This is a genomic window from Collinsella aerofaciens (assembly GCF_015555045.1).
Taxonomy (GTDB): Bacteria; Actinomycetota; Coriobacteriia; order Coriobacteriales; family Coriobacteriaceae; genus Collinsella; species Collinsella aerofaciens_W.
Genome location: NZ_JADNJQ010000007.1, coordinates 41,430 through 67,523, shown reverse-complemented (window position 1 = coordinate 67,523; position 26,094 = coordinate 41,430). Strand labels below are relative to the sequence as shown.

At 60.3% G+C, this 26,094-nt stretch carries 20 protein-coding genes; all 20 read left to right on the top strand.

Features of this window, described 5'->3' with window-relative positions; genetic code table 11:
- The first annotated feature begins 27 nt into the window (after window positions 1-27).
- The 20 genes from arcA (I2E45_RS04040) to murB all read left to right on the top strand — a co-directional run bounded on the left by arcA (I2E45_RS04040) (window position 28) and on the right by murB (window position 25,929).
- Window positions 28-1,269, top strand: a complete 1,242-nt coding sequence (gene arcA / locus I2E45_RS04040) for an arginine deiminase (protein WP_099431519.1) — start codon at window positions 28-30, stop codon at window positions 1,267-1,269.
- 149 nt (window positions 1,270-1,418) lie between these two features.
- The gene (locus tag I2E45_RS04035) at window positions 1,419-2,543 is read left to right on the top strand and encodes an aminotransferase (RefSeq protein ID WP_195444435.1); all 1,125 of its coding nucleotides are present in this window, start codon (window positions 1,419-1,421) and stop codon (window positions 2,541-2,543) included.
- A 572-nt stretch (window positions 2,544-3,115) separates the two neighbouring features.
- Window positions 3,116-4,357, top strand: coding sequence for an arginine deiminase (gene arcA, locus I2E45_RS04030; protein WP_195444433.1), 1,242 nt, complete (start codon window positions 3,116-3,118; stop codon window positions 4,355-4,357).
- A 105-nt stretch (window positions 4,358-4,462) separates the two neighbouring features.
- Window positions 4,463-5,458 (top strand): ornithine carbamoyltransferase, encoded by a 996-nt coding sequence (gene argF, locus I2E45_RS04025; protein WP_006234279.1) that lies wholly within the window; start codon window positions 4,463-4,465, stop codon window positions 5,456-5,458.
- Window positions 5,459-5,596: 138 nt separating this feature from the next.
- The gene (locus I2E45_RS04020; protein WP_411161277.1) at window positions 5,597-7,084 is read left to right on the top strand and encodes a YfcC family protein; all 1,488 of its coding nucleotides are present in this window, start codon (window positions 5,597-5,599) and stop codon (window positions 7,082-7,084) included.
- Between the two features lie 605 nt (window positions 7,085-7,689).
- A complete protein-coding gene (locus I2E45_RS04015) occupies window positions 7,690-9,171 on the top strand; it encodes a DUF1846 domain-containing protein (protein ID WP_195444431.1) in 1,482 nt (493 codons plus the stop codon).
- A gap of 249 nt (window positions 9,172-9,420) precedes the next feature.
- On the top strand, window positions 9,421-9,759 hold the full coding sequence (locus I2E45_RS04010; RefSeq protein WP_118094077.1) for a helix-turn-helix domain-containing protein: 339 nt from the start codon (window positions 9,421-9,423) through the stop codon (window positions 9,757-9,759).
- A 178-nt stretch (window positions 9,760-9,937) separates the two neighbouring features.
- A complete protein-coding gene (locus I2E45_RS04005) occupies window positions 9,938-11,599 on the top strand; it encodes a CTP synthase (RefSeq protein ID WP_055286060.1) in 1,662 nt (553 codons plus the stop codon).
- A 2-nt stretch (window positions 11,600-11,601) separates the two neighbouring features.
- Window positions 11,602-12,543, top strand: coding sequence for a site-specific tyrosine recombinase XerD (gene xerD, locus I2E45_RS04000; protein ID WP_195444429.1), 942 nt, complete (start codon window positions 11,602-11,604; stop codon window positions 12,541-12,543).
- A 468-nt stretch (window positions 12,544-13,011) separates the two neighbouring features.
- On the top strand, window positions 13,012-13,440 hold the full coding sequence (locus I2E45_RS03995; RefSeq protein WP_226802758.1) for a division/cell wall cluster transcriptional repressor MraZ: 429 nt from the start codon (window positions 13,012-13,014) through the stop codon (window positions 13,438-13,440).
- A 20-nt stretch (window positions 13,441-13,460) separates the two neighbouring features.
- On the top strand, window positions 13,461-14,426 hold the full coding sequence (gene rsmH / locus I2E45_RS03990; protein WP_006234266.1) for a 16S rRNA (cytosine(1402)-N(4))-methyltransferase RsmH: 966 nt from the start codon (window positions 13,461-13,463) through the stop codon (window positions 14,424-14,426).
- Between the two features lie 90 nt (window positions 14,427-14,516).
- Window positions 14,517-14,987, top strand: coding sequence for a hypothetical protein (locus I2E45_RS03985; protein ID WP_152067760.1), 471 nt, complete (start codon window positions 14,517-14,519; stop codon window positions 14,985-14,987).
- 260 nt (window positions 14,988-15,247) lie between these two features.
- Complete coding sequence (locus tag I2E45_RS03980; RefSeq protein WP_195444427.1) at window positions 15,248-16,870, top strand: peptidoglycan D,D-transpeptidase FtsI family protein; 1,623 nt, start codon at window positions 15,248-15,250, stop codon at window positions 16,868-16,870.
- Between the two features lie 127 nt (window positions 16,871-16,997).
- Window positions 16,998-18,422 (top strand): UDP-N-acetylmuramoyl-tripeptide--D-alanyl-D-alanine ligase, encoded by a 1,425-nt coding sequence (locus tag I2E45_RS03975; RefSeq protein WP_195444425.1) that lies wholly within the window; start codon window positions 16,998-17,000, stop codon window positions 18,420-18,422.
- A 3-nt stretch (window positions 18,423-18,425) separates the two neighbouring features.
- Window positions 18,426-19,445 (top strand): phospho-N-acetylmuramoyl-pentapeptide-transferase, encoded by a 1,020-nt coding sequence (gene mraY, locus I2E45_RS03970; protein WP_195444423.1) that lies wholly within the window; start codon window positions 18,426-18,428, stop codon window positions 19,443-19,445.
- Window positions 19,446-19,454: 9 nt separating this feature from the next.
- Window positions 19,455-20,861: a UDP-N-acetylmuramoyl-L-alanine--D-glutamate ligase gene (murD, locus tag I2E45_RS03965; protein ID WP_195444421.1), complete on the top strand. Its 1,407-nt coding sequence runs from the start codon at window positions 19,455-19,457 to the stop codon at window positions 20,859-20,861.
- Between the two features lie 36 nt (window positions 20,862-20,897).
- On the top strand, window positions 20,898-22,391 hold the full coding sequence (gene ftsW, locus I2E45_RS03960; protein ID WP_195444419.1) for a putative lipid II flippase FtsW: 1,494 nt from the start codon (window positions 20,898-20,900) through the stop codon (window positions 22,389-22,391).
- The gene (gene murG / locus I2E45_RS03955; RefSeq protein WP_195444416.1) at window positions 22,381-23,496 is read left to right on the top strand and encodes an undecaprenyldiphospho-muramoylpentapeptide beta-N-acetylglucosaminyltransferase; all 1,116 of its coding nucleotides are present in this window, start codon (window positions 22,381-22,383) and stop codon (window positions 23,494-23,496) included. The genes ftsW and murG overlap by 11 nt, the downstream gene beginning before the upstream one ends.
- 97 nt (window positions 23,497-23,593) lie before the next feature.
- The gene (gene murC / locus I2E45_RS03950) at window positions 23,594-25,012 is read left to right on the top strand and encodes a UDP-N-acetylmuramate--L-alanine ligase (protein WP_195444414.1); all 1,419 of its coding nucleotides are present in this window, start codon (window positions 23,594-23,596) and stop codon (window positions 25,010-25,012) included.
- A 5-nt stretch (window positions 25,013-25,017) separates the two neighbouring features.
- Window positions 25,018-25,929, top strand: a complete 912-nt coding sequence (gene murB / locus I2E45_RS03945) for a UDP-N-acetylmuramate dehydrogenase (protein WP_195444412.1) — start codon at window positions 25,018-25,020, stop codon at window positions 25,927-25,929.
- Window positions 25,930-26,094 lie beyond the last annotated feature (165 nt).

Here is a 26,094-nt window from a genome sequence, read left to right as displayed (position 1 = left end):
TAAGGCCCGAAAGAAAGGTAGGAGGCCATGACGAAAGGTCTGCACGTGCCTTCCGAGATCGGCAAGCTCAGGAAGGTCTGCCTGCACCGTCCCGGCGACGAGCTCCTCAACCTGCCGCCCGACGAGCTCGAGCGACTCCTGTTCGACGACGTCCCGTTCCTGGAGGTCGCACAGCAGGAGCACGACACCTTCGCCCAGATCCTGAGGGACCAGGGCGTGGAGGTCCTCTACCTCGAGAACCTCGTCGCCGAGGTGTTCGACCAGGTCCCCGGCGCCCGCGCCGAGTTCACCGACCAGTACATCGCCGAGGCCGGCATCCGCGGCCAGCACATGCCGCAGATCGTCCGCGAGAAGCTGGACTCCATCGAGGACAACCTCGAGTTCGTCAAGAAGACCATGGCCGGCATGACCAAGGCCGAGATCGACATGCCCCTCACGGCGTCCACGACCCTCGACTCCCTGGTCAACTCCGAGTCCGAGTCCGACCTGATCATCGACCCGATGCCCAACCTCTACTTCACCCGCGACCCGTTCGCGGTCGTCGGCGAGGGCGTCAACCTCAACCGCATGTACTCGGTCACCCGCAACCGCGAGACCCTGTACGGCAAGTACGTCTTCAAGTACCACCCCGACTACAAGGACGTCTCCCTGTACTTCCGCCGCGACTGCCAGTTCCACACCGAGGGCGGCGACGTGCTGAACATCAACGAGAAGACCCTCGCCGTCGGCATCTCCCAGCGCACCCAGGCCGCCGCTATCGACGTCATGGCCCAGAACATCTTCTGGAACTCCGACTCCAAGGTCGAGCGCATCCTGGCCTTCGACATCCCCGTCTCGCGCGCCTTCATGCACCTCGACACGGTCTTCACCCAGATCGACGTCGATAAGTTCACGATCCACCCCGCCATCATGGGCACCCTGCGCGTCTACGAGCTGACCGCCGGCAAGAACCCGGGCGACGTGAACATCCGCCTGATCGAGGACACCCTCGAGCACGTCCTGGAGGACGCCACCGGCGTCGACCAGGTCAAGCTGATCCCCTGCGGCGGCGGCGACCCGATCGCGGCCTCCCGCGAGCAGTGGAACGACGGCTCCAACACCCTGTGCGTCGAGCCCGGCAAGATCTGCGTCTACGCCCGCAACACCGTCACCAACGACGTGCTGTACAAGGAGGGCCTGGACCTTCTCGTCGTGCCCTCCGCCGAGCTCTCCCGCGGCCGCGGCGGCCCGCGCTGCATGAGCATGCCCTTCTGGCGCGAGGACCTCTAAGGTCTTCAAGGACCCGTACAGGTCTTAATACATACATCTAGCTGCAATTAGATGTCTCCCAATGGGGCGGTGCGGGTTTTCGCACCGCCCCATTCTTGTATGAGGAACGTCAACACGATTGGATGACTGCTTTTGTAAGGAGCTTGGCCATGGATATCAAGACAATCGGCGTTGAAGAGTGGCTCAACGTTTGGGAGAAGAGCGCCACGTGGGATATCGCCCAGTCGACGATCTCCTCGCTTACCATGGGCGAGCTGCGCGCGCTCGACGAGCAGGACGGCGCCACGTTCTATGAACGCCTGGACCGCGAGAAGATGAACTACGGCTGGATCGAGGGTTCGCCGGAGTTTAAGGCCGAGGTTGCCAAGCTGTATCGTCGCGAGGTCAATCCCGATCACATCCTGCAGACCAATGGCTGCACGGGCGCCAATCTCAACGCCATCATGGCTGTAGTCGAGCCCGGCGACCACGTTATCGCCGAGTGGCCTACCTATGCGCCGCTCTATGAGATCCCGCGTACGCTCGGCGCCGAGGTCGAGTATTGGGAGCTTCGCGAGGAGCTCGGATGGAAACCCGATATCGAGGAGCTCAAGCGCTCGGTGCGCCCCAACACGAAGCTCATCTGCATCAACAACGCATCGAACCCCATCGGTACGGTGCTTGATGCCGATACGCTCGGCCAGATTGCCGAGATCGCCCGCTCGGTTGGCGCCTATGTGCTGTGCGACGAGGTGTACCTGCCGCTTGAGAACACCGAGGCCTTTATGTCGATGGCCGATGTGTACGAGAAGGCCATCGTCACCAACTCGGTGTCCAAGACCTATTCGACGCCTGCGGCCCGCGTGGGCTGGGTTGTGGCAGACGAAGAGGTATCTAACCGCATTCGCACGTACCGCGACTACACCATGATTTGCGGCGGCGTGTTCAACGACGCCCTGGCGACTTATGTGCTCAAGCACAAGGACAAGATCCTCGAGCGCAACCGCAAGATCTTGTTTGGAAACCGCGATATCGCGCAGGCTTGGATTGATACAGAGCATCGCGTTTCCTGGACGGCCCCGCAGGGCGTGTCTACCTCGTTTATCAAGCTTGATATTCCCGAGGACGACGAGGAGTTCTGCAAGCGCCTGCTGGCCGAGGGGGGAGTGCTGTTGGTTCCCGGTAGCCGCTTTGAGCTTTCCTGCGGCGCACGCCTGGGCTACTGCGCGAGCGAGGACGTTCTGCGCGAGGGTCTGAGGCTTTTGGGCGAGGCACTGGCGGAGTTCGATCGCTAGGATTCCGACGGCTCTCAAAGCCGCTCAAATCTGTCTACGATTATCGATAACAGTCCCGATTCCCATGAGGGGAGCGGGACTGTTTTTCTATACCGAGAAGTCAAGTTGTTACAAATGAGGCCGTAAGGCGAGCCGATATCAGCTGGGCCTTATACTGAGCTTCCGGTGAACGGTACCAAGCATCTGGTAAACGGTAACTTGTAATCAGAAAATGAATAGGACAAACTTTTTTCTGAATAAAAATGAAAATGGTTGAGACGTGGTATGAATCGCTAATTCTATTCATAGCTTTATTGGAAATATGCAATTTGAGGGTGGTTTAATAAAGTTTAGTTCCATTTGCTATCTGGATTGAAAACGCGTTTAAGCACGTAAATAAACTTTATTAAATCAAAGTGTGCCATGCGTGAAGTATATGTGTATGCCGTTCACCCCTCATATAAAACCGTTCGGGGGCGAGGTGGAAGTATGAACTAATTTTGGATATAAATATGTCGTCAGCAATAACGCCTCACACGGAGGGGCGCTAACGAATCGGCCCTGACAGGGGCCCGAAAGAAAGGTAGGAGGCCATGACGAAAGGTCTGCACGTGCCTTCCGAGATCGGCAAGCTCAGGAAGGTCTGCCTGCACCGTCCCGGCGACGAGCTCCTCAACCTGCCGCCCGACGAGCTCGAGCGACTCCTGTTCGACGACGTCCCGTTCCTGGAGGTCGCACAGCAGGAGCACGACACCTTCGCCCAGATCCTGAGGGACCAGGGCGTGGAGGTCCTCTACCTCGAGAACCTCGTCGCCGAGGTGTTCGACCAGGTCCCCGGCGCCCGCGCCGAGTTCACCGACCAGTACATCGCCGAGGCCGGCATCCGCGGCCAGCACATGCCGCAGATCGTCCGCGAGAAGCTGGACTCCATCGAGGACAACCTCGAGTTCGTCAAGAAGACCATGGCCGGCATGACCAAGGCCGAGATCGACATGCCCCTCACGGCGTCCACGACCCTCGACTCCCTGGTCAACTCCGAGTCCGAGTCCGACCTGATCATCGACCCGATGCCCAACCTCTACTTCACCCGCGACCCGTTCGCGGTCGTCGGCGAGGGCGTCAACCTCAACCGCATGTACTCGGTCACCCGCAACCGCGAGACCCTGTACGGCAAGTACGTCTTCAAGTACCACCCCGACTACAAGGACGTCTCCCTGTACTTCCGCCGCGACTGCCAGTTCCACACCGAGGGCGGCGACGTGCCGAACATCAACGAGAAGACCCTCGCCGTCGGCATCTCCCAGCGCACCCAGGCCGCCGCTATCGACGTCATGGCCCAGAACATCTTCTGGAACTCCGACTCCAAGGTCGAGCGCATCCTGGCCTTCGACATCCCCGTCTCGCGCGCCTTCATGCACCTCGACACGGTCTTCACCCAGATCGACGTCGATAAGTTCACGATCCACCCCGCCATCATGGGCACCCTGCGCGTCTACGAGCTGACCGCCGGCAAGAACCCGGGCGACGTGAACATCCGCCTGATCGAGGACACCCTCGAGCACGTCCTGGAGGACGCCACCGGCGTCGACCAGGTCAAGCTGATCCCCTGCGGCGGCGGCGACCCGATCGCGGCCTCCCGCGAGCAGTGGAACGACGGCTCCAACACCCTGTGCGTCGAGCCCGGCAAGATCTGCGTCTACGCCCGCAACACCGTCACCAACGACGTGCTGTACAAGGAGGGCCTGGACCTTCTCGTCGTGCCCTCCGCCGAGCTCTCCCGCGGCCGCGGCGGCCCGCGCTGCATGAGCATGCCCTTCTGGCGCGAGGACCTCTAAGTCTTTCCGTTCCCGGTGCGGTCCCCCTACAACCGCACCGGCTTCGCCCGTTAAACGGGCAACACTGATACTTACGTAATTCATTTCTTCGAAAGGAATCGAACCATGGGTGTTAACCTCTCCGGCCGTAGCTTCCTCAAGCTTCTCGACCTCACCACCGAGGAGATCGAGTACCTGCTCAAGCTCTCCAAGAACTTCAAGGATATGAAGCGCGCTGGCGTTCCGCATCGCTATCTCGAGGGCAAGAACATCGTTCTGCTCTTCCAGAAGACCTCCACTCGTACCCGCTGCGCCTTCGAGGTCGGCGGCATGGACCTGGGCATGGGCGTGACCTATCTCGATCCCGGTTCGTCGCAGATGGGCAAGAAGGAGTCCATCGAGGACACCGCCCGCGTTCTCGGCCGCATGTATGACGGCATCGAGTTCCGTGGCTTTGCCCAGGATGACGTCGAGGAGCTCGCTGCTAAGTCCGGCGTGCCCGTGTGGAACGGCCTGACCACTGAGTGGCATCCCACCCAGATGCTCGCCGATATCCTGACCGTCCAGGAGAACTTCAACTACGACATCAAGGGCAAGACCCTCGTCTTCATGGGCGACTGCAAGAACAATGTCGCTCGCTCCCTCATGGTCGTCTGCTCCAAGCTCGGCATGAACTTCGTGGCCTGCGGCCCCGAGGAGTGCATGCCCGCTGACGACGTCATCGAGGCCTGCAAGCCCATCGCCGAGGCTAACGGCTGCACCATCAAGCTGACCACCGACGTCAAGGACGGCGTCACGGGTGCCGACGTTATCTACACCGACGTGTGGGTCTCCATGGGCGAGCCCGACGAGGTCTGGGCCGAGCGCATCGCTCAGCTCACCCCGTATCGTGTTACCTCCGAGGTCATGGCTATGGCCAACCCGGGTGCTATCTTCCTGCACTGCCTGCCCAGCTTCCACGACACCAACACCACCATTGGCGCCGAGAAGTGCGAGCAGTTCGGCATCACCGAGCAGGAGGTCACCGACGAGGTCTTCGAGAGCCCCGCTTCCAAGGTCTTCGACGAGGCCGAGAACCGCATGCACACCATTAAGGCTGTCATGTACGCCACGCTCAAGTAAGAGCATCTAGCATCTCGCTCGGGGTGTATTGCTGCACACCCCGAGCGGTTTTATCTGGTAATAATCTCGCATCAAGCGGCAGGCACGGCACGGAAGAGCCGCTTCTGGCGAGATCAGTAAATGATTTATGAAGGGGGGATGAGAACTATGACTGAGACCGCTAAGAAAAAGCGCGGTATGCCTTCATCGTTCACCATTCTTCTTGCTCTGCTGGCAATTGTCGCAGTGATTACCGTTATCGTCTCCGGCACGTCCGGCGGCGCGGTTACTGCCGCCCGTCTGAGCGATTTCTGCACCGCCCCGATTAAGGGCTTCGCTGACGCTCTGCCCGTCTGCCTCTTCGTTATGATCCTGGGCGGCTTCCTCGGCATGATGACCGAGACCGGCGCTCTGGACAACGGCATCGCCGTTCTGGTGCAGAAGCTTAAGGGCAACGAGATTATGCTCATTCCCGTGCTGATGCTCATCTTCTCCCTCGGTGGTACCACCTATGGTATGTGCGAGGAGACCGTTCCCTTCTACGCCCTGCTCGCCGCTACCATGATGGCTGCTGGCTTCGACCCCATGGTCGGTGCCGCTACCGTCCTGCTCGGCGCTGGCTGCGGCTGCCTGGGCTCCACGGTTAACCCGTTCGCCGTCGGCGCTGCCGTCGACGCTCTGACCGGCGTTGGCATTGAGGTCAACCAGTCCATCATCATCGGCCTCGGTGCCGTCCTGTGGATTGTCACTACCGCTATGTCCATCTTCTTCGTGATGAGCTACGCCAAGAAGGTCAAGGCTGACAAGGGTTCCACCATCCTGTCGATGCAGGAGCTCAAGGACGCCGAAGAGGCTCACGGCAAGGCTGCTTCCGAGGTCCACAAGGAGGTCAAGCTCACCGGTCGTCAGAAGGGTGTTCTGATCGCCTTCGCCTTCACCTTCGTCGTCATGATCGTCGGCTTCATTCCGCTGGCCGACCTCAACGAGGGCGTCGCCAACTTCTTCGACGCTGGCGCTGTCTACGACGCCGACGGTAACGCCGTCGTCCAGGGCTGGTCTGCCCTGATCACCGGCCTGCCCATTGGCCAGTGGTACTTCGACGAGGCTTCCACCTGGTTCTTCCTCATGGCCGTCCTGATCGGTATCATCGGTGGCCTGTCCGAGAAGCAGATCGTTAACACCTTCATCACCGGCGCTGCCGACATGATGTCCGTTGTTCTCGTCATCGCCCTCGCCCGTGGTATCTCCGTCCTCATGGCTAACACCGGCCTCGATGTCTTCGTCCTCGACGCTGCCGCCAATGCCCTGGCTGGCCTGTCCGGCGTGATCTTCGCTCCCATGAGCTTCCTGGTCTACTTCGGCCTGTCCTTCCTGATCCCCTCGACCTCCGGTATGGCCACCGTCTCCATGCCCATCATGGGACCGTTGGCTGTTAAGCTCGGCTTCTCGCCTGAGGTCATGGTCATGATCTTCTCCGCCGCCATCGGTGTCGTGAACCTTTTCACCCCGACCTCCGGCGCCATCATGGGCGGTCTCGCCCTGGCCAAGATCGAGTGGACGACCTGGCTCAAGTTTGCCCTTAAGCTCATCGTCGCGCTCTCTGTCGTCTGCGCCATCATCCTGACCGTCGCCTGCGTGTTGATCTAAGTACCCAACGGGTACCCCACGGAAACCTTGACGATCCTGTAGAGGATCACCTGGTCATCGTCTGTCCGGTGGGGTAAACCCACCGGTAGACTCCTACCTTTAGCCCCCTCCCGTTCCGTGCGCGGGAGGGGGCGACTTTTTGTTCCGCGGTTTTACCAAACCGCGGAACCGGTCGACGCTACGCGCCGTCCAGAACGACAATTTGTCATTCAAAAGGCAAGGCATGACCAAAAGGTCTATGCCTCGCCTTTTTCATGCCAACTTGTACGTTCTGGACGGCGCTCGCTGTCCGTCCTCTGCCTGCGGCGCTTTCCATTGTTGGTGCAGAGGGCGCTTTGCCTACTCTGGTGGGCTTTCGCTGGCTTATGCTCAACCTGCGACGTTTCCATTATTGATACAAAGGCCAGGTTTGTTTGAACCAAAAAGGGGAAGTTGCGGTGGAATAGTTCCTGTTTGGCCGTCTTGAGGGGTTAAACGGGAACTATTTCACCGCAACTTATCGATGACGTGTTTGGTTGATGCCCGTTGGCTGCTTGGGTGTTGGGGAGGGCCTGCTCCGTTATAATCGCCTAGAACACTAAATGGAAACGGGACGGGAGCCATACATGCGCCAGGGTTTCGACAACGCGAAGTATATCGAGCTGCAGGCCGCTCATATTAAGGAGCGCATCTCGCAGTTTGGCGGCAAACTCTATTTGGAGTTTGGCGGCAAGCTGTTTGACGACTATCACGCGAGCCGCGTGCTGCCGGGTTTTGAGCCGGACAGCAAGTTTCGCATGCTCAAGAGCATAGCCGACGACGTTGAGGTCATCATCGCCATTAACGCGAACCACATCGAGAAGAACAAGGCTCGCGGTGACCTGGGCATTACCTATGACGAGGACGTTTTGCGCCTGGTCGACCTGTTCCGCGGCAACGGTTTTGCTGTCGCGGCCGTGGTTATCACCCAGTACGCCGGCCAGCCCGCCGCCGATGTCTTCCGCAATCGCCTGAACGCGCTCGGCATTCCCGCCAAGCTGCACTATCCCATCGAGGGCTATCCCCACGACGTCGATCTGATCGTGTCCGACGACGGCTACGGCAAGAACGAGTTTGTCGAGACCACCCGTCCGCTCGTCGTGGTCACCGCGCCGGGTCCTGGCTCGGGTAAGCTCGCCACCTGCCTGTCGCAGCTTTATCACGAGCACAAACACGGCACCGCCGCCGGCTACGCCAAGTTCGAGACCTTCCCGGTCTGGAACCTTTCCCTCACGCATCCGGTCAACATCGCCTACGAGGCGGCCACGGCCGACCTCGACGATGCCAATATCATCGACTCCTTCCACTTGGAGGCCTACAGCAAGACCACGGTCAACTACAACCGTGACGTCGAGGCCTTCCCGGTGGTCCGTGCCCTGATGGAAAAGATCCTGGGCAAGAGCCCCTACCAGAGCCCCACGGACATGGGCGTCAATATGGTCGGTTTTGCTATTACCGATGACGATGCCTGCCGCGACGCTTCCAAGATGGAGATTGTCCGCCGCTACTTTACCGCGGTCGAAAATGTGCGCCGTACCGGCGTGGGCGATGAACAAGTCGACCGTCTCAAGATCATTATGAAGAAGGCCGGTATCGACAAGAACTACTCGCCGGCACGCTCGGCCGCCCTTACCAGGGAGCAGCTGACGGGTGGCCCCGTAGGCGCCATGGTCATGCCCGACGGCTCCGTGGTGACCGGCAAGACTTCCACGCGCCTGGGCGCAGCGAGCTCGCTCATCATGAATGCACTTAAGCATGTCTCGGGCGTTGACCTTGAGCTCGAGGTCATTAGCGATGAGGCGATCGAGCCTATCAGCAAGCTCAAGACGCATTTCCTGGGTAGCAAGAATCCGCGCCTGCACACCGACGAGACGCTTATGGCGCTCTCGATTACCTCGGCAACGAGCGAGACGGCGGCCCGCGTCCTTTCGGGCCTGGAGCAGCTGCGCGGCTGCGATGCCTTCTTTAGCGTGATCATCTCGCCGACTGACGAAACGGTGTTGCGCAAGCTGGGCATCAACGTGTGCTGCGAGCCTAAGTTCGAGCGCCGTGGTTTCTTCCACCGCTAAGTCTGGATAAATTGGTTTGAAAGGGGCGCATCGGGTATGCATTCGGTGTGCCCCTTTTATCAACAAAGCTACCGTTTAACCTAAAAATAGCCCGTTTACCTGCCTATAAGCGATTTGGGCGGTATACAATAACCCTAATTGTTTCATCCTTTTGCGGGGATGCCGCATGATGGATGTTGCCGGCCATCATGGGGTGTGCCGGTCGCGCACGGTGCAGGTGATGCCTGTACTCGGTTTGAGGAGGCTGCCATGGCTGGCAAGGGTCGCGCGAGTGTCAACGATATGAAGCGTGTCGAGGTGCAGGTGCTGATGGAGATCGCACAGCAGTCCGAAGACAACGGCGGTTTTTATGGCTTTTCGCGCAAGACGCTCGCCGAGCGTGTAGGGGTGTCTCCGTATCGCGCCCGCGCGGCAATTGAACGTCTGGAATCCGAAGACATCATTGAGGTCGTCTCGCGCTACAGCGACGACGGCGGCCAGCTCGCAAATGGTATTTGTCTTACGGAGCGTGGCGAATGGTATCTAGAGGGCATCCGTGCCGGTATGCTCGTGCAGGACTTGATCAAGGACGAAGTCGCCGATCGATAACAAGGCGCATTCATAGTCGAAACGACGCCGCCTGGGCAACCGGACGGCGTTTTGTTTCGAGATGGAGAAATGCGATTGCGCGTAAGAAAAATTGCGTGCGGCGCGCGTCGCGAGTATTACAATGAAGACCCGTAAGATGTGTATGGACAACTTCTACGGGAAGCGCAGGTAACTCAATATGACCAAGCATGTGTTCGTGACCGGCGGCGTGGTTTCGTCTCTGGGCAAGGGTATTACCGCGGCCTCGCTGGGCCGTCTGCTCAAGTCGCGCGGGTACAAGGTAACGATGCAAAAGGCCGACCCGTATCTGAACGTCGACCCCGGCACCATGAGCCCGTTCCAGCATGGCGAGGTCTTTGTGACCGAGGACGGCTACGAGTCCGATCTGGACCTGGGCCACTACGAGCGCTTTATTGACGAGAACCTGACCCGCGATTCCAACTTTACGACTGGTGCCATCTATAAGAGCCTGATCGCCCGTGAACGTCGCGGTGACTTTTTGGGCGGCACCGTACAGGTGATTCCGCACGTCACCAATGCCATTAAGGACAAGTTCCGCCGCATCGAGGAGCAGACCGGCTCCGATGTGGTCATCACCGAGCTGGGCGGCACGATCGGCGACATCGAGTCGCAGCCGTTTGTCGAGGCTATTCGCCAGTACCGCAAGGAGGCCGGCCCCGAGAACGTCTGCTACATCCACGTGTCGCTCGTTCCCTATATCGCCGCCGCCCACGAGGTCAAGACCAAGCCCACGCAGCATTCCGTCAAGGAGCTCCGCAGCTTTGGCATCCAGCCCGATATCATCGTGCTGCGCTCCGACCACCATATCGATGACGCTATCCGCGGAAAGATCGCAAGCTTCTGCGACGTCGACACCGATTGCGTCTTTACCAACGAGGACTGCGCGAGCATTTACGATGTTCCGCAGCTGCTTGCCGAGCAGGACTTTGACCTGCGCATTTGCGAGCGCCTGGGTCTGGACCCGCGTGAGCGCGACATGAGCGAGTGGAACGAGTTCCTGCGCAAACAGAATCACGCCAACCATCACGCCGACAAGGTGAAGATCGCCGTCGTGGGCAAGTACACGCAGCTGCCCGATGCGTACCTGTCGGTTATCGAGGCCCTGCACCATGCGGGCGTCTTCTACGATCGCCATGTGGACGTCCAGCTAGTCGACGGCGAGAGCCTCGACGAGCAGAATGTCTCCGAGGTTCTGGGCGACGCCTCGGGCATCCTGGTCCCCGGCGGCTTTGGCAAGCGCGCCCTGGAGGGCAAGATCCTCGCGGCCGAGTTTGCCCGTGAGCACAAGATTCCGTATCTGGGCATTTGCCTGGGTATGCAGGTGGCCGTGTGCGAGTTCGCCCGCAACGTCGTCGGCCTTGCCGGCGCCAGCTCCTCCGAGTTCGATCCGGACGGCCCGTTTAGCGTCATCGATCTGATGAGCTCGCAGGAGGACGTGACCGAGAAGGGCGGCACCATGCGCCTGGGCGCCTATCCGTGCAAGCTCGCCGCCGATACCCTTGCTCGCGAGGCATATGGCGAGGAGCTCGTCTACGAGCGTCACCGTCATCGCTTTGAGTTCAACAACGCCTTCCGTGACCAGCTCGAGGACGCCGGCTTGGTTATCTCGGGTCTGTCGCCCGACGAGCGCCTGGTCGAGATGGTCGAGCTGCCGCGCGACGTGCATCCGTGGTATGTGGCGACCCAGGCTCATCCCGAGTTCAAGAGCCGCCCGACCAACCCGCAGCCGCTGTTCCGCGAGTTCGTGCGCGCTTCGATCGGCCAGCACGAGGGTGTCGACCGTCTGCAGGTGACGCCCATGAACCTCGCTACGGACTAAGGGTGCCGGCGAATAAGGAACATACCGAAGCTACTCCCTCGTCGCTCGCCGTGGCGGCGGGGGAGTATCTCGATTACCTCGCGGTCGAGCGGGGTTTGGCGCGCAACACGATTGCGGCCTATCGTCGTGACCTGACGACGTACTGCGCCTATCTGGAGCGGGCGGGTATTGTGTCTTTTGAAGAGGTGACCCGTCAGGTCGTGGAGGGCTTTGTCGCCGACCGTCGCGATGGGGGCTATTCGGATGCCTCGGTGGAGCGTGCGCTTGCGGCCGTGAAGGGCCTGCATGCCTTTTTGGTGCGCGATGGGGCTGTGGCCCAAAATCCAACGGCGGCGTTGCGCCTGCCTAAAAAGGCTGAGCGTTTGCCGGAGTATCTATCGGTGGGGGATGTCTCGGCGCTGCTCGATCAAGATTTCCCCGAGGGCGAGATGGGCTTGCGTGACCATGCCATCTTGGAAGTGCTCTATGGATGCGGTTTGCGTGTGAGCGAGTTGGTGGGGCTCGATGTGGGCGATATCCATATCGACGATGGCTTTGTGCTCGTTCGTGGTAAGGGCTCGAAGGAACGCCTGTCCCCGCTGGTAGGAAGCGCGGCGCGAGCTCTGACGCTTTATGTAACTGAGGGGCGTTCTCGCTTGGCGGCCCATGCCCGCGGAACCGAGACCTCGGCGGTCTTTTTAAATAAGAACGGCCGCCGTCTGTCGCGCCAGGGCATCCATGCCATCTGTGAGCGCTACGGGCGCCAGGTGGGACTGGTGGGGCTCCATCCCCATACGCTGCGTCACTCCTTTGCCACCCATATGCTTGCGGGCGGCGCAGACCTCCGTGTGCTACAGGAGATCTTGGGACATGCCGATATATCGACCACGCAGGTCTACACGCATGTCGATCGTACGCAACTGACCGAGGTCTATCTGGCGGCGCATCCGCTGGCACATCGCTAGCACCTCGCTGACCTGCATATTTATAAATATTAAAGGGGACGGGCCCCAGATTGCCGAGACGCACTTTTGCGCGCATGGGCAATCTGGGGCCCGTCCCATTTTTCGCCAGACACCGACGCGGTGGTGGGCCGTGTGTGTCGTGGGTGGGGGAGTTTGGGGGCGATGTGAACGGCGTGTAAAGGGACGTAAAAATCGCCTCAAGGTCAACTTGAAGGTTGAGGTTCGCGGGCGTGGTTCTACAGGTGGCATCACGCCTTTGCTGCAAACACAACATATTGTGTTCTCGAACATATGCTCGGGGGTGTTTTACAACATATTGAGGGTGGAGTGGTGGGGCGGGGTGGGGGAAAGGGTGGGGAAAGGTGTTGAAAAATGGGGCGGTTCCCCATATTATTGATGACGTCGACAGGCGGGGTGGTTCCCCGCGTACGTGCCATCTGAGTAACCGAGGGGAGGGCGCACATGGGAATGACGGGTGCATACGAGCGCAATCTCGATGCAAAAGGTCGTCTGTCCCTGCCTGCACCCCTTCGCGAGGAGCTTGGAGAGCACGTTCGCGTGTTTAAAGCCCTGGATGTCGATGCTCTGTACGTGTTCTCTGCCGAGGCCTTCGATAAGTGGGTCGAAGGACTCTTCGCGGGTCGTGAGGGCCACGAGGGTTTTAACCCGCGTGACATCAACGACCAGAAGCTCATGAGGGCGATCAACAAGCGCACCACGTCGATGGACGTGGACAGCGCCGGTCGTATCGGTCTTTCCGAGTCTCTCCGCAAGCAGGCGAACCTCGACCGCGAGGTCACGGTTGTGGGCAACTACGACCACCTTGAGGTTTGGGATCGCGCCGCGGCCGATGAGGACGATGACGATGAGGCCCTGCTGGACCTCTTCTTCTCGTAAGGGCAAGGCACGGGTAACGGATGGAGCGTGGGATCTTGACACAAGAATATCGGCATGAACCTGTCATGCTCGGCGAAGTGCTTGAGTCGCTGCGGCTAAAGAGCGGCTCCGTTGTCTGCGATTGCACCCTTGGCGGTGCCGGCCATTCGGTAAAGATGGCCGCGCAGGTGGGGGAGACGGGCCTTTTGCTCGGCGTCGATCAGGACGACATGGCCCTTGAGGCCGCTGGTGCCCGTCTGGACCGCGAGGTTCCCGGCGTTCCGCACCAGCTGCTGAAGGGCAACTTCGGCGACTTGGACGAGCTGCTTTGCTCGGCCGAGGTGCCCGGGGTCGATGGCTTCCTGTTCGATTTGGGCGTTTCGTCACCGCAACTCGATATCCCTGGCAGGGGCTTTTCGTATAACGAGGACGCCCCATTGGACATGCGGATGGATCCGGGTAATAACACCTTAAACGCAGCTGAGGTCATCAACACCTATAACGAACACGACCTCGCCCGGATTCTACGCGTCTACGGAGAAGAGAAGTTCGCCTCGCAGATTGCGCGCGAGATCGTGCGCCGCCGCGAGCAAGAACCGATCGAAACCACCGGCCAATTTGTCGAGATCATCAAGGCGGGTATCCCGGCTGCCGCTCGTCGGCATGGCGGACACCCGGCCAAGAAAAGTTTCCAGGCCATTCGCATCGAGGTCAATCACGAGCTCGATGTGCTCGAACGAGGGCTTGATGCCGCCACCAGGTGGCTCAACCCGGGCGGACGTATCTGCGTCATCTCGTATCACTCGCTCGAGGACCGTATCGTAAAGAACCACTTTAAGGAGATGAGCCAGGGGTGCACGTGTCCGCCGGAGATTCCGGTGTGCGTGTGCGGCAACGTGCCGATACTCAAGGTCATCACCCGCAAACCCTTGGTTGCCCAGCCTGATGAGGTTGAGCGCAACCCTCGGGCGAGATCGGCCAAAATCCGCGTGGCGCAGCGTCTGTAGGCGCGACCGCGCGATATTGGACCTCCCGCTCGCACCATAAACGAAGCTTAAACACACTACCAACGTACTCGGGATGGGAGGCGGCATATCATGGGCTACAACACTTCAAGCGCAGCACTCGCCTATGATATGAACGCCATGCCCGCCTATCGTGAGACGCCGCAGGCCCCCGTTGCTCCCCGTGAGCAGCGCGCGCCGCGCTTTGATGTCTACACGGGCGCGGGCCGTCAGGCAAACCAGGCGGTAAGCCCGGTTTTCATGAGCGTTCTTAAAACGTTTTGCATCATTGCGGCTATCTTCATGACGATCGGCGTCGCCCGCGTGGCGCTCGCCGGCGTTACGGCCCAGGTGCTCAACAGCAACGCCGAGCTTACCAACACGCTCGAAAAGGCGACCGATGAGAGCTCCGACCTGGAGGTCATGCATTCGGTCTATGGCGCCGACACGCGCATTCGCGACCTTGCGGGCGCTTATGGCATGGTGGAGCCCAGCGAGAGCGTTACACTTGACTTTTCGCAGGATGCAGCCGCGGGCGCCAACGCGACCGCGACCGCTCAGTAGCAAGACGGTAGCTGAGTATGACAAATGACTATCGCCGCGGTTCCGATGGGGGCCGCGGTTCTGGACGTCCCTCGTCGCGGGGACGTTCTGGTTATCAAAGAACGGGTCGGCAATCTTACAACGCCGGGCGGTCCCGTGGCAACGACCCGGCGTCGCGACTTCGCGGCTCGGGCGGCCCTCAAGTGCATAACACCAGGTCGCGCAAGAGTTCGTCGACCGAATGGCTCACAGGCGCGCCTCTGCCTCGCCGCAAAGCCGTCATGGGATTCATTGGGCTTGGCTTGGGCTTGGGCGTCTTTCGCCTTGCCGACTATCAAATTGTCGAAGCCGATAAACTGCGCGAGCGCGCCGATGCGCGCCGCCTGCTAGCGCAGACCCTCTATGCCAAACGCGGCACCATATACGACCGCAACGGTAACGTGTTGGCGTCGTCGGTCGAATGTCGCAACATCGCCGTGAACCCGCAGCTTGTCGAGGATGTTGACAAGACGGTGTCGGCGCTGGTCAAGGCAACGGGAATCGATAAAAAGACCTGCCACAAGCTCGTTGAGTCCGATGGCACCTGGGTGTATATCAAGCGCCAGGTGGACGAAGACGATGCTGCGGCGCTGGAGAAGAAGAACCTGCCCGGCGTGCTTTTTGAGCAGGCCATGAAGCGCGTATATCCATACGGCAATCTGGCATCGCAGGTGCTGGGTGTAGTGAATGTGGACAACGACGGCTTGACGGGTCTCGAAAAGCAATACAACAAGCTTCTGACAGGCACGAACGGTTCTCTCGTACGCGAGCGCGCGAGAGACGGCAGCTATATCGCGGGCGGTGCCTATAAAAAGGTGGCTGCGGTCGACGGCGTTGATATCGTGACGACGCTCGACGTCAATATCCAGCGTGCGGCCGAGGATGCCCTGGCAGAGGCAGTTGAGAAGACTAAGGCCAAGAACGGCTCGGCGCTGGTCACCGATCCTACGACAGGCGAGATCTTGGCAGCCTGCTCGTATCCGACTTACGACCAGACCAATCTGGAAAACGCCAAGACCGAGGATATGAACTTGCGCCTGGTCACCGACGCCTACGAGCCCGGCTCGGTCTTTAAGACGCTCGTGGCAGGCGCCGGCTTCGACTTGGGCGTCGTGCGATCGAGCACGTCGTTTGAGGTGCCGGCGAGCATCAAGGTGGGCGACGATACCGTCACCGATGCCGACAAGCGCGACTACGCCATGACCATGGATGTGCGCGAGATGATGCGCCGTTCGTCCAACGTGGGCTTTGTCCTGGTGGGGCGCAAGATCGGTGCCGACGACTTTGCCGCCTATGTGGACAAGTGGGGCATCGGTCACAGCTCCGGTGTCGATTTTCCGGGCGAGAGCCTGGGCATCGTCAAGGAACGTGACCAGTATGACGGCGCCACGCTGGGCTCGATGAGCTTTGGACAGGCGCTGTCCGTCTCGCCGATTGAGATCGCACGTGCCGTGGGCGGTATCGCCAACGGCGGCGTGATGATGACCCCGCACTTCTATAAGTCCAGCAAGGGCGACGAGAAGGACTGGGGCGAAGGCGAGCGCGCGATTTCGGAGGACGCCGCATCCCAGGTGACATCGTGCATGCAGACGGTCGTGTCCGAGGGAACGGGCGTTGGTGGCGCGGTTGACGGCTATGACGTGGCGGGTAAGACCGGTACGGCCGAACGTGCCGACGAGAACGGCGGCTACCTCAAGGAGAACTACATGTCGTCCTTTATGGGCTTTGCACCGGCACAATCGCCCAAGGTGCTGTGCTATATCACGCTCGACGGAACGCCGAGCGGCTCAGATGCCGCTGCGGTGCCGTTCCAGTCCATTATGGCCAACGCGCTCGACGTGCTGGGTATCCCGCACACGAAGTAGGGGGGTTACAATCTTTGGGGCGTTGTTTGTTGTCCCATATGAGGGTGTTCACATGCCCTGCACCACGCATGTGCGGCGCTGGGATACAATACGCCGATAGCATTATTAGGTTTACAGGGGAGCTGCAATGATAGAGATCGCCGTCAACAACCTCGCGGCCGCAACAGGGGCCCGAACCGTGACGGGAGAAGCCGATCGGGTATGCCGCGGGTGCGTTATCGACTCGCGCCAGGTCGAGGAAGGGACGATTTTCGTCGCCTTTCCCGGTGAAAACGTCGACGGCAATGATTTTGCTTCCCGTGCCGTCCAGTCGGGTGCCGGCGCCGTCGTGATGACGCGTGAGCCCGAGGCCGAGCTGGTCTCGCTGGCGCAGGACAGGGGCTGTGCCATCCTGCTGACCGATGATCCCGAGGAGTTTCTGCTGCGTTTGGCGCACGCGTATCGCCTGGAGCTTGGCTGCCTGGTCGTTGGCATTACCGGTTCCATCGGCAAGACGACGACCAAGGACGTGCTCGCCGCCGTGCTCGCCAAGCGCTATCGTGTCTGGGCCACCAAGGGCAATTTCAATAACCTGATCGGCATGCCGCTCACGGTGCTTTCCGCTCCGGCCGATACCGAGGTCCTGGTGCTCGAGATGGGCATGAACCATTTCCACGAGATTGAGCGCCTGTCCAAGTCCGCCAATCCCAACCTTGCCATCGTGAGCAAGATCGGCACCTCTCACATCGGCATTTTGGGCAGCCGCGAGAACATCGCCCGCGCTAAGGCCGAGATTGTCCAGGGTATGCGCGCCGCCGGCGACTTCTTGCCGCTGCTGGTTTTGGGCGGTGAGGACGACTTTACGCCGTTCATTCGCGATACGTTCGCCCAGCCTGCTGGTATCGATGTGATGCTGGCCGGCGTCTCGGACGATGATGAGGTCCGTGCCCGCGACATTCGTGTTGATGACGAGGGCCGTCCGGTCTTTACGCTCGATTTTGGCCAGGGTGAGACGACCGATACCATGCTTGCCATCCCCGGCGTGCAGTCCGTCCCAAATGCCGTTAAGGCCGCCGCAGTTGCTTATCGCCTGGGCGTGACGCCCGAGCAGATCGATGCTGCCTTTAGAGGCCTCACGATCACCGGTCACCGCCAGGAGATCAAGCGCGCCAAGAGCGGTGCCCGCGTCATCGACGATTCCTATAACGCCAGTGCCGAATCCATGGCTGCTGGCCTCGATCTGCTGTGCTCGCTTTCGTGCACGGGGTCTCGTATGGCGATCCTGGGCGAGATGGGCGAGATGGGCGATGAGGCTCCTCGCATGCATGAGCTCGTGGGCGCCTATGCCGCCGCCAAGAAGCTCGACATGCTGGCGTGCGTGGGTGGTGAGCTGGCCCAGCTTATGGCCGATGCCGCGCGCATGATGGGCATGGACGAGGACCGCATCCAGGTGTTCTCCGATTATCAGCAGGTGCTCGACCGCATGGGCGGCGCGCTTGAAAAACATGATGTTGTACTGGTCAAGGGTTCCCGCTTTGTTGAGCTCGACCGCTTTGTGGAAGGTGTGTGCTAGCCCATGTTCGGAAATCCCTCGTATCCAACGTATCAGGCTTTTTTGGGGCTTGGCATCGCCGCCGCCATTGCGCTGCTGCTCATGCCGTGGTGGATCAAGCTGCTGAAGGTCGAGGGTATCGGCCAGCAGGTTCGTGCCGACGGCCCCAAGCGTCATTTGGTTAAGCAGGGAACGCCCACCATGGGTGGCGTTGTCATCCTCGTCGCGATCTCGCTGACCTGCCTGCTGATGGGCAAGCTCACCACCGAGCTCGTACTCGTGCTGCTCGCCACGCTGGCGACCGGCGTGCTGGGCCTGATCGACGACCTGACCTCCGTTACGCATGGGCGCTCGCTCGGTCTGACGCCCCATGCCAAGATGATCGGCCTAACCATTATCTGTGTCACCTTTACGGTACTTGCCGTCAACTGGTGCGGCGTCGCCCCCGAGATTCGTTTTCCCGGCGGCCTGACGATTGACCTCGGTGTTCTTTCGACCACCATCTGCGGCCTTTCGTTCCCGTGGCTCTACATTGTCTTTTGCTGGCTGATGATCGCCGGTCTTTCTAATGCCGTGAACCTGACCGATGGCCTTGACGGTCTTGCTGGCGGCACCTCCATGATTGCCATGCTCGCCATGGCCGCCATGGCGTTTTTGCACGGAGACGTGAACCTGTCCATCTTCTGCACCGCGTGTGCCGGTGCCTGCTTGGGCTTTCTGTGGTTCAACTGCTATCCGGCGAGCATCTTTATGGGCGATACCGGCTCGCTTGCCCTGGGCGCCGCGTTTGCCTGCACGTCCATCATGACCAACACCGAGGTCGTCTCCCTCATCATCGGCGGCCTGTTTATCGTTGAGACCCTGTCGGTCATGATTCAGGTTGTCTACTTCCACTTTACGCACAAGCGCGTCTTCCTTATGGCGCCCATCCATCATAATTTCGAAAAGAAGGGATGGGCCGAGACCAAGGTCGTCATCCGTTTTTGGATTATCGCTGCGGCCTTTGGTGCCGTTGGCCTTGCTTTGTTCTTCCAGTTGGGATAGTGGTCTTTCATGCCTCTTGCTGATGTCTTTAGCCTGCTCGTTTTGGGTCAGGGCAAATCCGGTCTCGATGTCGCCCGCTGGGCGCTGGCACATCCCGAGCGCGTAAGCGCCGTTACCGTGTATGGCGGCGGCACCTCTGAGCCCAATGACGCCACGCGTGCGCTCGAGGCTGCTGGTGCGTCGTTTGTCTATGGGACCGAACAGGTCGAGGGCGCCTATGACGTATGCGTGACGTGCCCGGGCATCTCGGAGTTCTCGGGCTTCTTTAAGGCCGGGCGCGAGCATGCCGCCCAGATTATGGGTGAGCCCGAGTTTGCCTATCGCCTGTCGCCCGATAACTGGATTGCCATCACGGGCACCAACGGCAAGACGACCACCACGTCGCTGACTGATTATCTGCTCAAGGCTGCCGGCGAGGCCAGCGTTGCTGTCGGCAACATCGGCGAGCCGCCGGTCAACGAGATTGACGGCCGAGCCCACAACGAGTGGTTTGTGGCTGAGCTCTCGAGCTATCAGATTGCTACGACAACCGAGCTTCACCCCCGCGTGGCGGTGCTGCTCAATATCACTCCCGACCACTTGGGCTGGCATAAGAGCCATAAGAACTATGCGCTTGCCAAGATCAAACTGTTTGACAATATGGTCGATGACGATCTGGCGGTTGTCGACGTCGAAGACGCCGGCATTCACGAGTTCGATGAGTACATCTACACGCCGGGTCGTCGCATCTGCAAGGTTGCCTTTGACGAGCCTGAGGGCGAGGATGCCGCCTTTGTGCGCGATGGCAAGATGATCGTGCGCCTGAAGGGCGTCGAGACCCCGCTCATCGCTACATCCGAGCTCAAGATCTCGGGCCATCACAATGTTATCAATGCCCTGTGCGCCGCCACGGCTGCCTTGGCGGTCGGTGCCGATGTCGATGGTGTCTGCCGCGGTCTTGCCTCGTTCCAGCCGCTCGAGCACCGCGTGGAGCCGTGTGGCGAGATTGACGGCGTGCGCTACGTCAACGATTCCAAGGCGACCAACACCGATGCGGTCGAGAAGGCACTGACGGCATTTCCCGATGACGACGTGATCTTGCTGCTCGGCGGCCACGATAAGGGCACGCCGCTCACGGACTTCGCGCGCGTCGTTATGGACAACGTGCGCTCGGTCGTCTGCTTTGGCGATGCGCGCGAGCGCTTCACCGCCGCTATGGACGAGGCCGATGTCGATGGCGATGTGGATATCGCCCAGGCGGATGACCTACGCGACGCCGTGGACGTCGCCCGTTCGCTGTCGAGCCGTGGCGATGTGATCTTACTTTCTCCTGCCTGCTCTTCGTTCGATGAGTTCTCGGGCTATGAGGAGCGCGGCCGCGTGTTTAAGGACTACGTGGCCCAGCTTGCCGCTGCAGCGAAATCACAAATGGAATAGGGGTTGCCGGTGAGAGAGGAGAGCCCCCGACAAGGTATGAGGAGGCCCGACTCGGACCGTGCTTCCTCGCGGCGCAGCACACCGCGTTCCGGTCGCGGCGGGCAGACGTTTAGCGAACGCTATATTGCCGGCGTTCCCGCCCGTATCATGCGCCCCCGTTTGATATTCATGGCCTGCCTGTTTACCTTGGTGTGCTTTGGCCTGCTGATGGTGTACTCGGCGTCTTCGGTCGAGGCGCTGCACGAGAATGGCTCGGCGACGTTTTTTCTGGGTCGACAGGCCGCGTTTGCCGTGGTCGGTGTTCTGGCGCTGATTGCCATCGTGCGCGTTTTGCCGGACAGCTGGTTTGGGGAGGATGTGCTCAGGATCTTCCTCATAGGCATGATAGGGCTACTGTTTCTGGTGTTCTTGGTGGGCAGCGGCAGCCGTGGCGCCACGCGCTGGCTCAACATCGCCGGCATTCAGTTCCAGCCTTCCGAGTTTTTAAAGCCATTTGCCATTGCGTATTCGGCCATCATGCTTGATCGCTTTTTTTCGCCCGGTGGCAACATCAACGAATTCCTTCGCAAGATGGGCATCTACCTGGGCATTTCACTCTTTCTGATCTTTATCCAGCCCGATTTCGGTACTGTCCTGATCATCCTGTTGACCCTCATGTGCATGGCGTTGTTTGCGGGTCTCGACCCCAGATTTATCATCGGCGTGCTAATCTTCGGCATTCTCGTGATCGTGATTGCGCTTGTCGCAGAGCCGTACCGTATGGTGCGTATTCAGGTTGCCTTGAACCCTTGGGCCGACGAGTATGGTGACGGCTATCAGGCCACGCTTGCCATCATGGCCTTTGCCTCGGGCGGTCTGTTCGGCCGTGGCATCGGCAACTCAACCATGAAGTACTCGTATCTGCCCGAGGCGCACAACGACTACATCCTGGCCATCATTGGCGAGGAAGTCGGTTTTGTCGGAACCGTGCTGTTCTTCTTGGTGTTTGCGATGCTGATCTACTCGGCGTTTCGCATTGCCGAGCAGGCGACCGATCGTCGGGGCGCGCTCATGGCGTCTGGCTCCGCGGTCATTCTCGCGGTGCAGTTTTTGATTAACGCGTTGGGCATCCTCAACGTGTTTCCCATGACGGGCAAACCGTTGCCGTTTATTAGCTACGGCGGTTCGTCGATTATTGTGTCGCTTATGCTTGCCGGATTGATCCTGCGCGTTTCGTACGAGAGCGCCCGTCGCGATGAGTACGACCGTCGCCGCGAGAGCTTTGCCGTTATGGATGAGAGTACCGCCGGCGTAGCTCATGTGCGCGGTGAACGACCTTCGCGTAGCGGCTTTACCGTTCTGGATGGTTCTGCATCCGAGCCGGCAGCTCGTCCACGCCCGCGAACGGCTCCGCAAGGTCGTCCGCAGCGTCCCAGCTCTCGCAACGCGGGCGGCGGATATAATCGAATCGATTTGAACTCGGACCCGTCGGCGCGTCTGCGCACCGACGACCAGGGACCGCGTGTACGAAGGGACTACCATGACCGATAAGATGACCGTTGCTATTGCAGCCGGCGGCACGGCAGGACACATCAACCCCGCGCTCGCCTTGGCCGAAGAGCTGCGTGACCGTGGCCACCACGTTGTGTTCGTGGGCCAGTCGCGCAAGCTCGAGGGTCGTCTGGTCCCCGAGGCTGGTTTTGATTTTGTGCCCATTACGGTCACGGGCTTCGACCGCTCCCGTCCTTGGACGGCGCTGACTTCGCTGTGGCGTGTCAACAAGGCCAAGCGTGCGCTCGCCAGTCATTTCTCAAAGGTCGGCAAGCCCGATGCCGCCATCGGTTTCGGTGCCTATGTCGAGGTTCCGCTGCTGGGGTGGTGCAAGGGCGCAGGCGTCCCGTATCTGCTGCATGAGCAGAACTCTGTTCCGGGCCTGGCCAACAAGATGATGAACTCCCACGCCGCCCGCGTGTGCATCTCGGTGCCGGCAGCGCGCTCGGTCTTTGAGCGCGAAGGTGACCCCGGCCACGTGCTCATGACCGGCAACCCCGTACGTCGCTCGGTGATCGAGGGCGATCGCGCTCGCGGCCGTAAGGCACTTGGCGTTCCCGAGGACGCTATGCTGCTGCTCGTCTTTGGCGGTTCACTTGGCGCCCAGCACCTCAACGAGCGTGTGGTTTCGCTCAAAAACGAGCTGCTTTCGCGCAAGAACCTCTATGTGTTGCATTCGACGGGTGCCGACGGCTTTGAGGAGACCGAGCGTGCTTTGGCGCTGACGCCTGAGGAGGCGAAGCGTTACCGCGTCCAGCCTTACATCGACAACATGGGCGATATGCTGGCTGCTGCCGATTTGGTGCTCTCGCGTTCGGGCGCATCGAGCGTGGCCGAGATCGCGGCGCTCGCCGTGCCCTCGGTGCTCGTGCCGTATCCGCATGCGACGGCCGACCACCAAACCACCAATGCCCGGTATCTGGTCGACGCCGGGGCCGGCGTGCTCTGCGCCGATGCCGATATCGACGGTTATGCCTTTGCCGATGAGCTGCTGCACCTGGTCGATGACGCGGCGGCGCGCGACGCCATGCGTCAGGCGGCGCGTGGTCTGGCTCAGGATAGGGCCGCCGCTCTTCTGGCCGATGCGGTAGAGGGTTTGCGTTAGTTAGACGGGATATCGTCGGTCGCCCTCGCGCTGATGCGGTAGGTGCGGTACAGTTAACGGGTTACAGGCAGTGTTTACGCAAGGAGTACACGAGCACATGGCTGATTCCCAGACTGCAACCTCCGCGCCCGAGTTTAAGAGCGCCCACTTTATCGGTATCGGCGGCGCCGGCATGAGCGGCATCGCCCTCGTTCTGCACGAGCGCGGTTATGCCGTTACCGGCTCCGACCTTAAGACGTCACGCTATATCCGCCAGCTTACCCGCGCTGGTGTGAAGGTGCATGTGGGCCATGAGGCCGCCACGATCGACGAGGTCAAGCCCGACGTGGTTGTTGTCTCCACCGCTATTCCGGAGTCCAACCCTGAACTCGTGCGCGCTCGTGAGCTTGGTATTCCCGTGTGGCCCCGTGCCAAGATGCTCTCTGCTTTGGGCCACGGCTACACGACTGTCGCTGTTGCCGGCACGCATGGCAAGACCACCACGTCTTCGATGTGCGCCACCATGCTCGACCGCATGGGCCTGGATCCGAGCTTCTTGATCGGCGGCATCGTCGAGGGCTATGACACGAACGGCAAGAACGGCTCGGGCGACTACTTTGTCGCCGAGGCCGACGAGTCCGACAGCTCCTTCCTGTTCCTGAACCCCAACGTGGTCATTGTGACCAACGTCGAGGCCGACCACCTCGATCACTACTCGGGTATCGAGGAGATCGAGGCAACTTTCGCCAAATTCATGAGCCTGGTGGGCGAGGGCGGCACCGTCATCGTCTGCGGTGAGGACCCGCATCTGGTCGAGCTCGCCAAGTCGACGGGCCGTCACGTGCTTTCCTACGGCTTTGCCGAGAGCAACGACATCGTCTGCATGCACCCGGATGTCAAGGGCATCCAGAGTGACTTTATCGTTCGCTTTGAGGACGGCACTGAGCATGCTGTGGAGATCAAGAGCAATCCCGGTCGCCACAACATGCTCAACGCCACGGCGGTGCTCACCGTCGCCCATGTCCTGGGCCTTGACATCGACGCCGCCGCCAAGGCGCTCTCGAGCTTTGAGGGCGTCCGCCGTCGCTTTACCCACGTGGGCGATATCGATGGCATCACCGTGGTCGATGATTACGGCCATCACCCCACCGAGATCAAGGCGACGCTTGCTGCCGCTTCGTCGCTGGGCTACAAGCACGTCGACGTCGTGTTCCAGCCGCACCGCTATTCGCGCCTGCAGGCCCTGTGCGACGACTTTGCCGATGCATTTGCCAATGCCGATAAACTGCTGTTGATTGATGTGTTCTCGGCTGGCGAGATGCCCATTCCGGGTGTCACCTCTAAGATGCTCGCCGATACCGTGCGCGCCAAGCATCCTGGCAAGGAGGTCGTGTATTGCTCCAGCCGTCTTGAGCTCAATCAGGAGCTCGAGCAAATGGTGGGCGAGGGCGACCTGCTGCTCACTATGGGTGCCGGTGACGTTACGACCGTCGGTCCCGAGTTCATCGAGTATCTGACTGCCAAGAAAGACGCTTAAGTCTAATGGGTCTGTTTAACGCCGTCATGGCGCTCTCGGGCATGATCGACACGGATGTGATCGAGGACGAGCGCCTTGCGCGTCATACGAGCTATCGTATCGGCGGCAAGGCCGACCTCTTTGTGACGTGCCATAGTTATCATGCCCTCCGCCGCGCCGTGGCGGTGCTCGATCGCGAGCAGGTGCCGTGGGTCATCATCGGCAAGGGCTCTAATCTGCTGGTTGCCGATGGCGGTTATCGTGGTGCCGTCATTTCGCTCGGACGTGAGTTTCAGCGCACGGTTGTTGCCGATGACGGTTGTACGCTGACGGTCGGTGCGGGCGTGATGTTTGCGCGCCTGGTCAACGATGCCCTGTCGCGTAGCCTCTCGGGCCTTGAGTTTGCCGTTGGCATCCCTGGTTCGGTCGGCGGTGCGATATCTATGAATGCCGGCACGCGGATCGAATGGATTGGCTCGCTGGTCGAGGATGTCGTAACGTTTGACCCGGCATCCGGTATCAAGCATTATGCGGGGTCCGAGATCACTTGGGGCTACCGCGAATGTAGCCTTCCCCGCAATGAGATCATCCTCGAGTGCGTGCTCAAACTTAAACCGGCGCCCAAGGCCGACATTCGCGAGCGCATGGAACGGTACCTGACGAGGCGCAAGCGTACGCAGCCCATGGGTCGCGCATCCTGCGGGTCGGTCTTTCGCAACCCGCCCGATGCGAGTGTGGGCAAGCTTATCGAGGATTGTGGATTAAAGGGTTTTTCGATTGGCGGCGCGGAAGTTTCGCCCGTTCACGCTAATTTTATCGTTAATAACGGAACTGCCTCGGCCGATGACGTTGCCGCGGTTATCAGACATGTGCACGGAAAGGTGAGGGAGGCGTATGGCATCGAGCTCAGACCGGAAGTTAAATTCCTCGGCTTCTAGAGCATCGAAACCCACCTTCCGCCGCGCCGGAGGGCGTTCCGGCGCGCCTGCCAAACCTCAACGCAATACCGTCGCGCACTCTAAGCCTGTCGGGCATGCTCGACAGACCAGTCGTCCGGTCGTCGGCTCGCAGCTCGGTAATCGTCCGGCTGCAAAAAAGTCCTC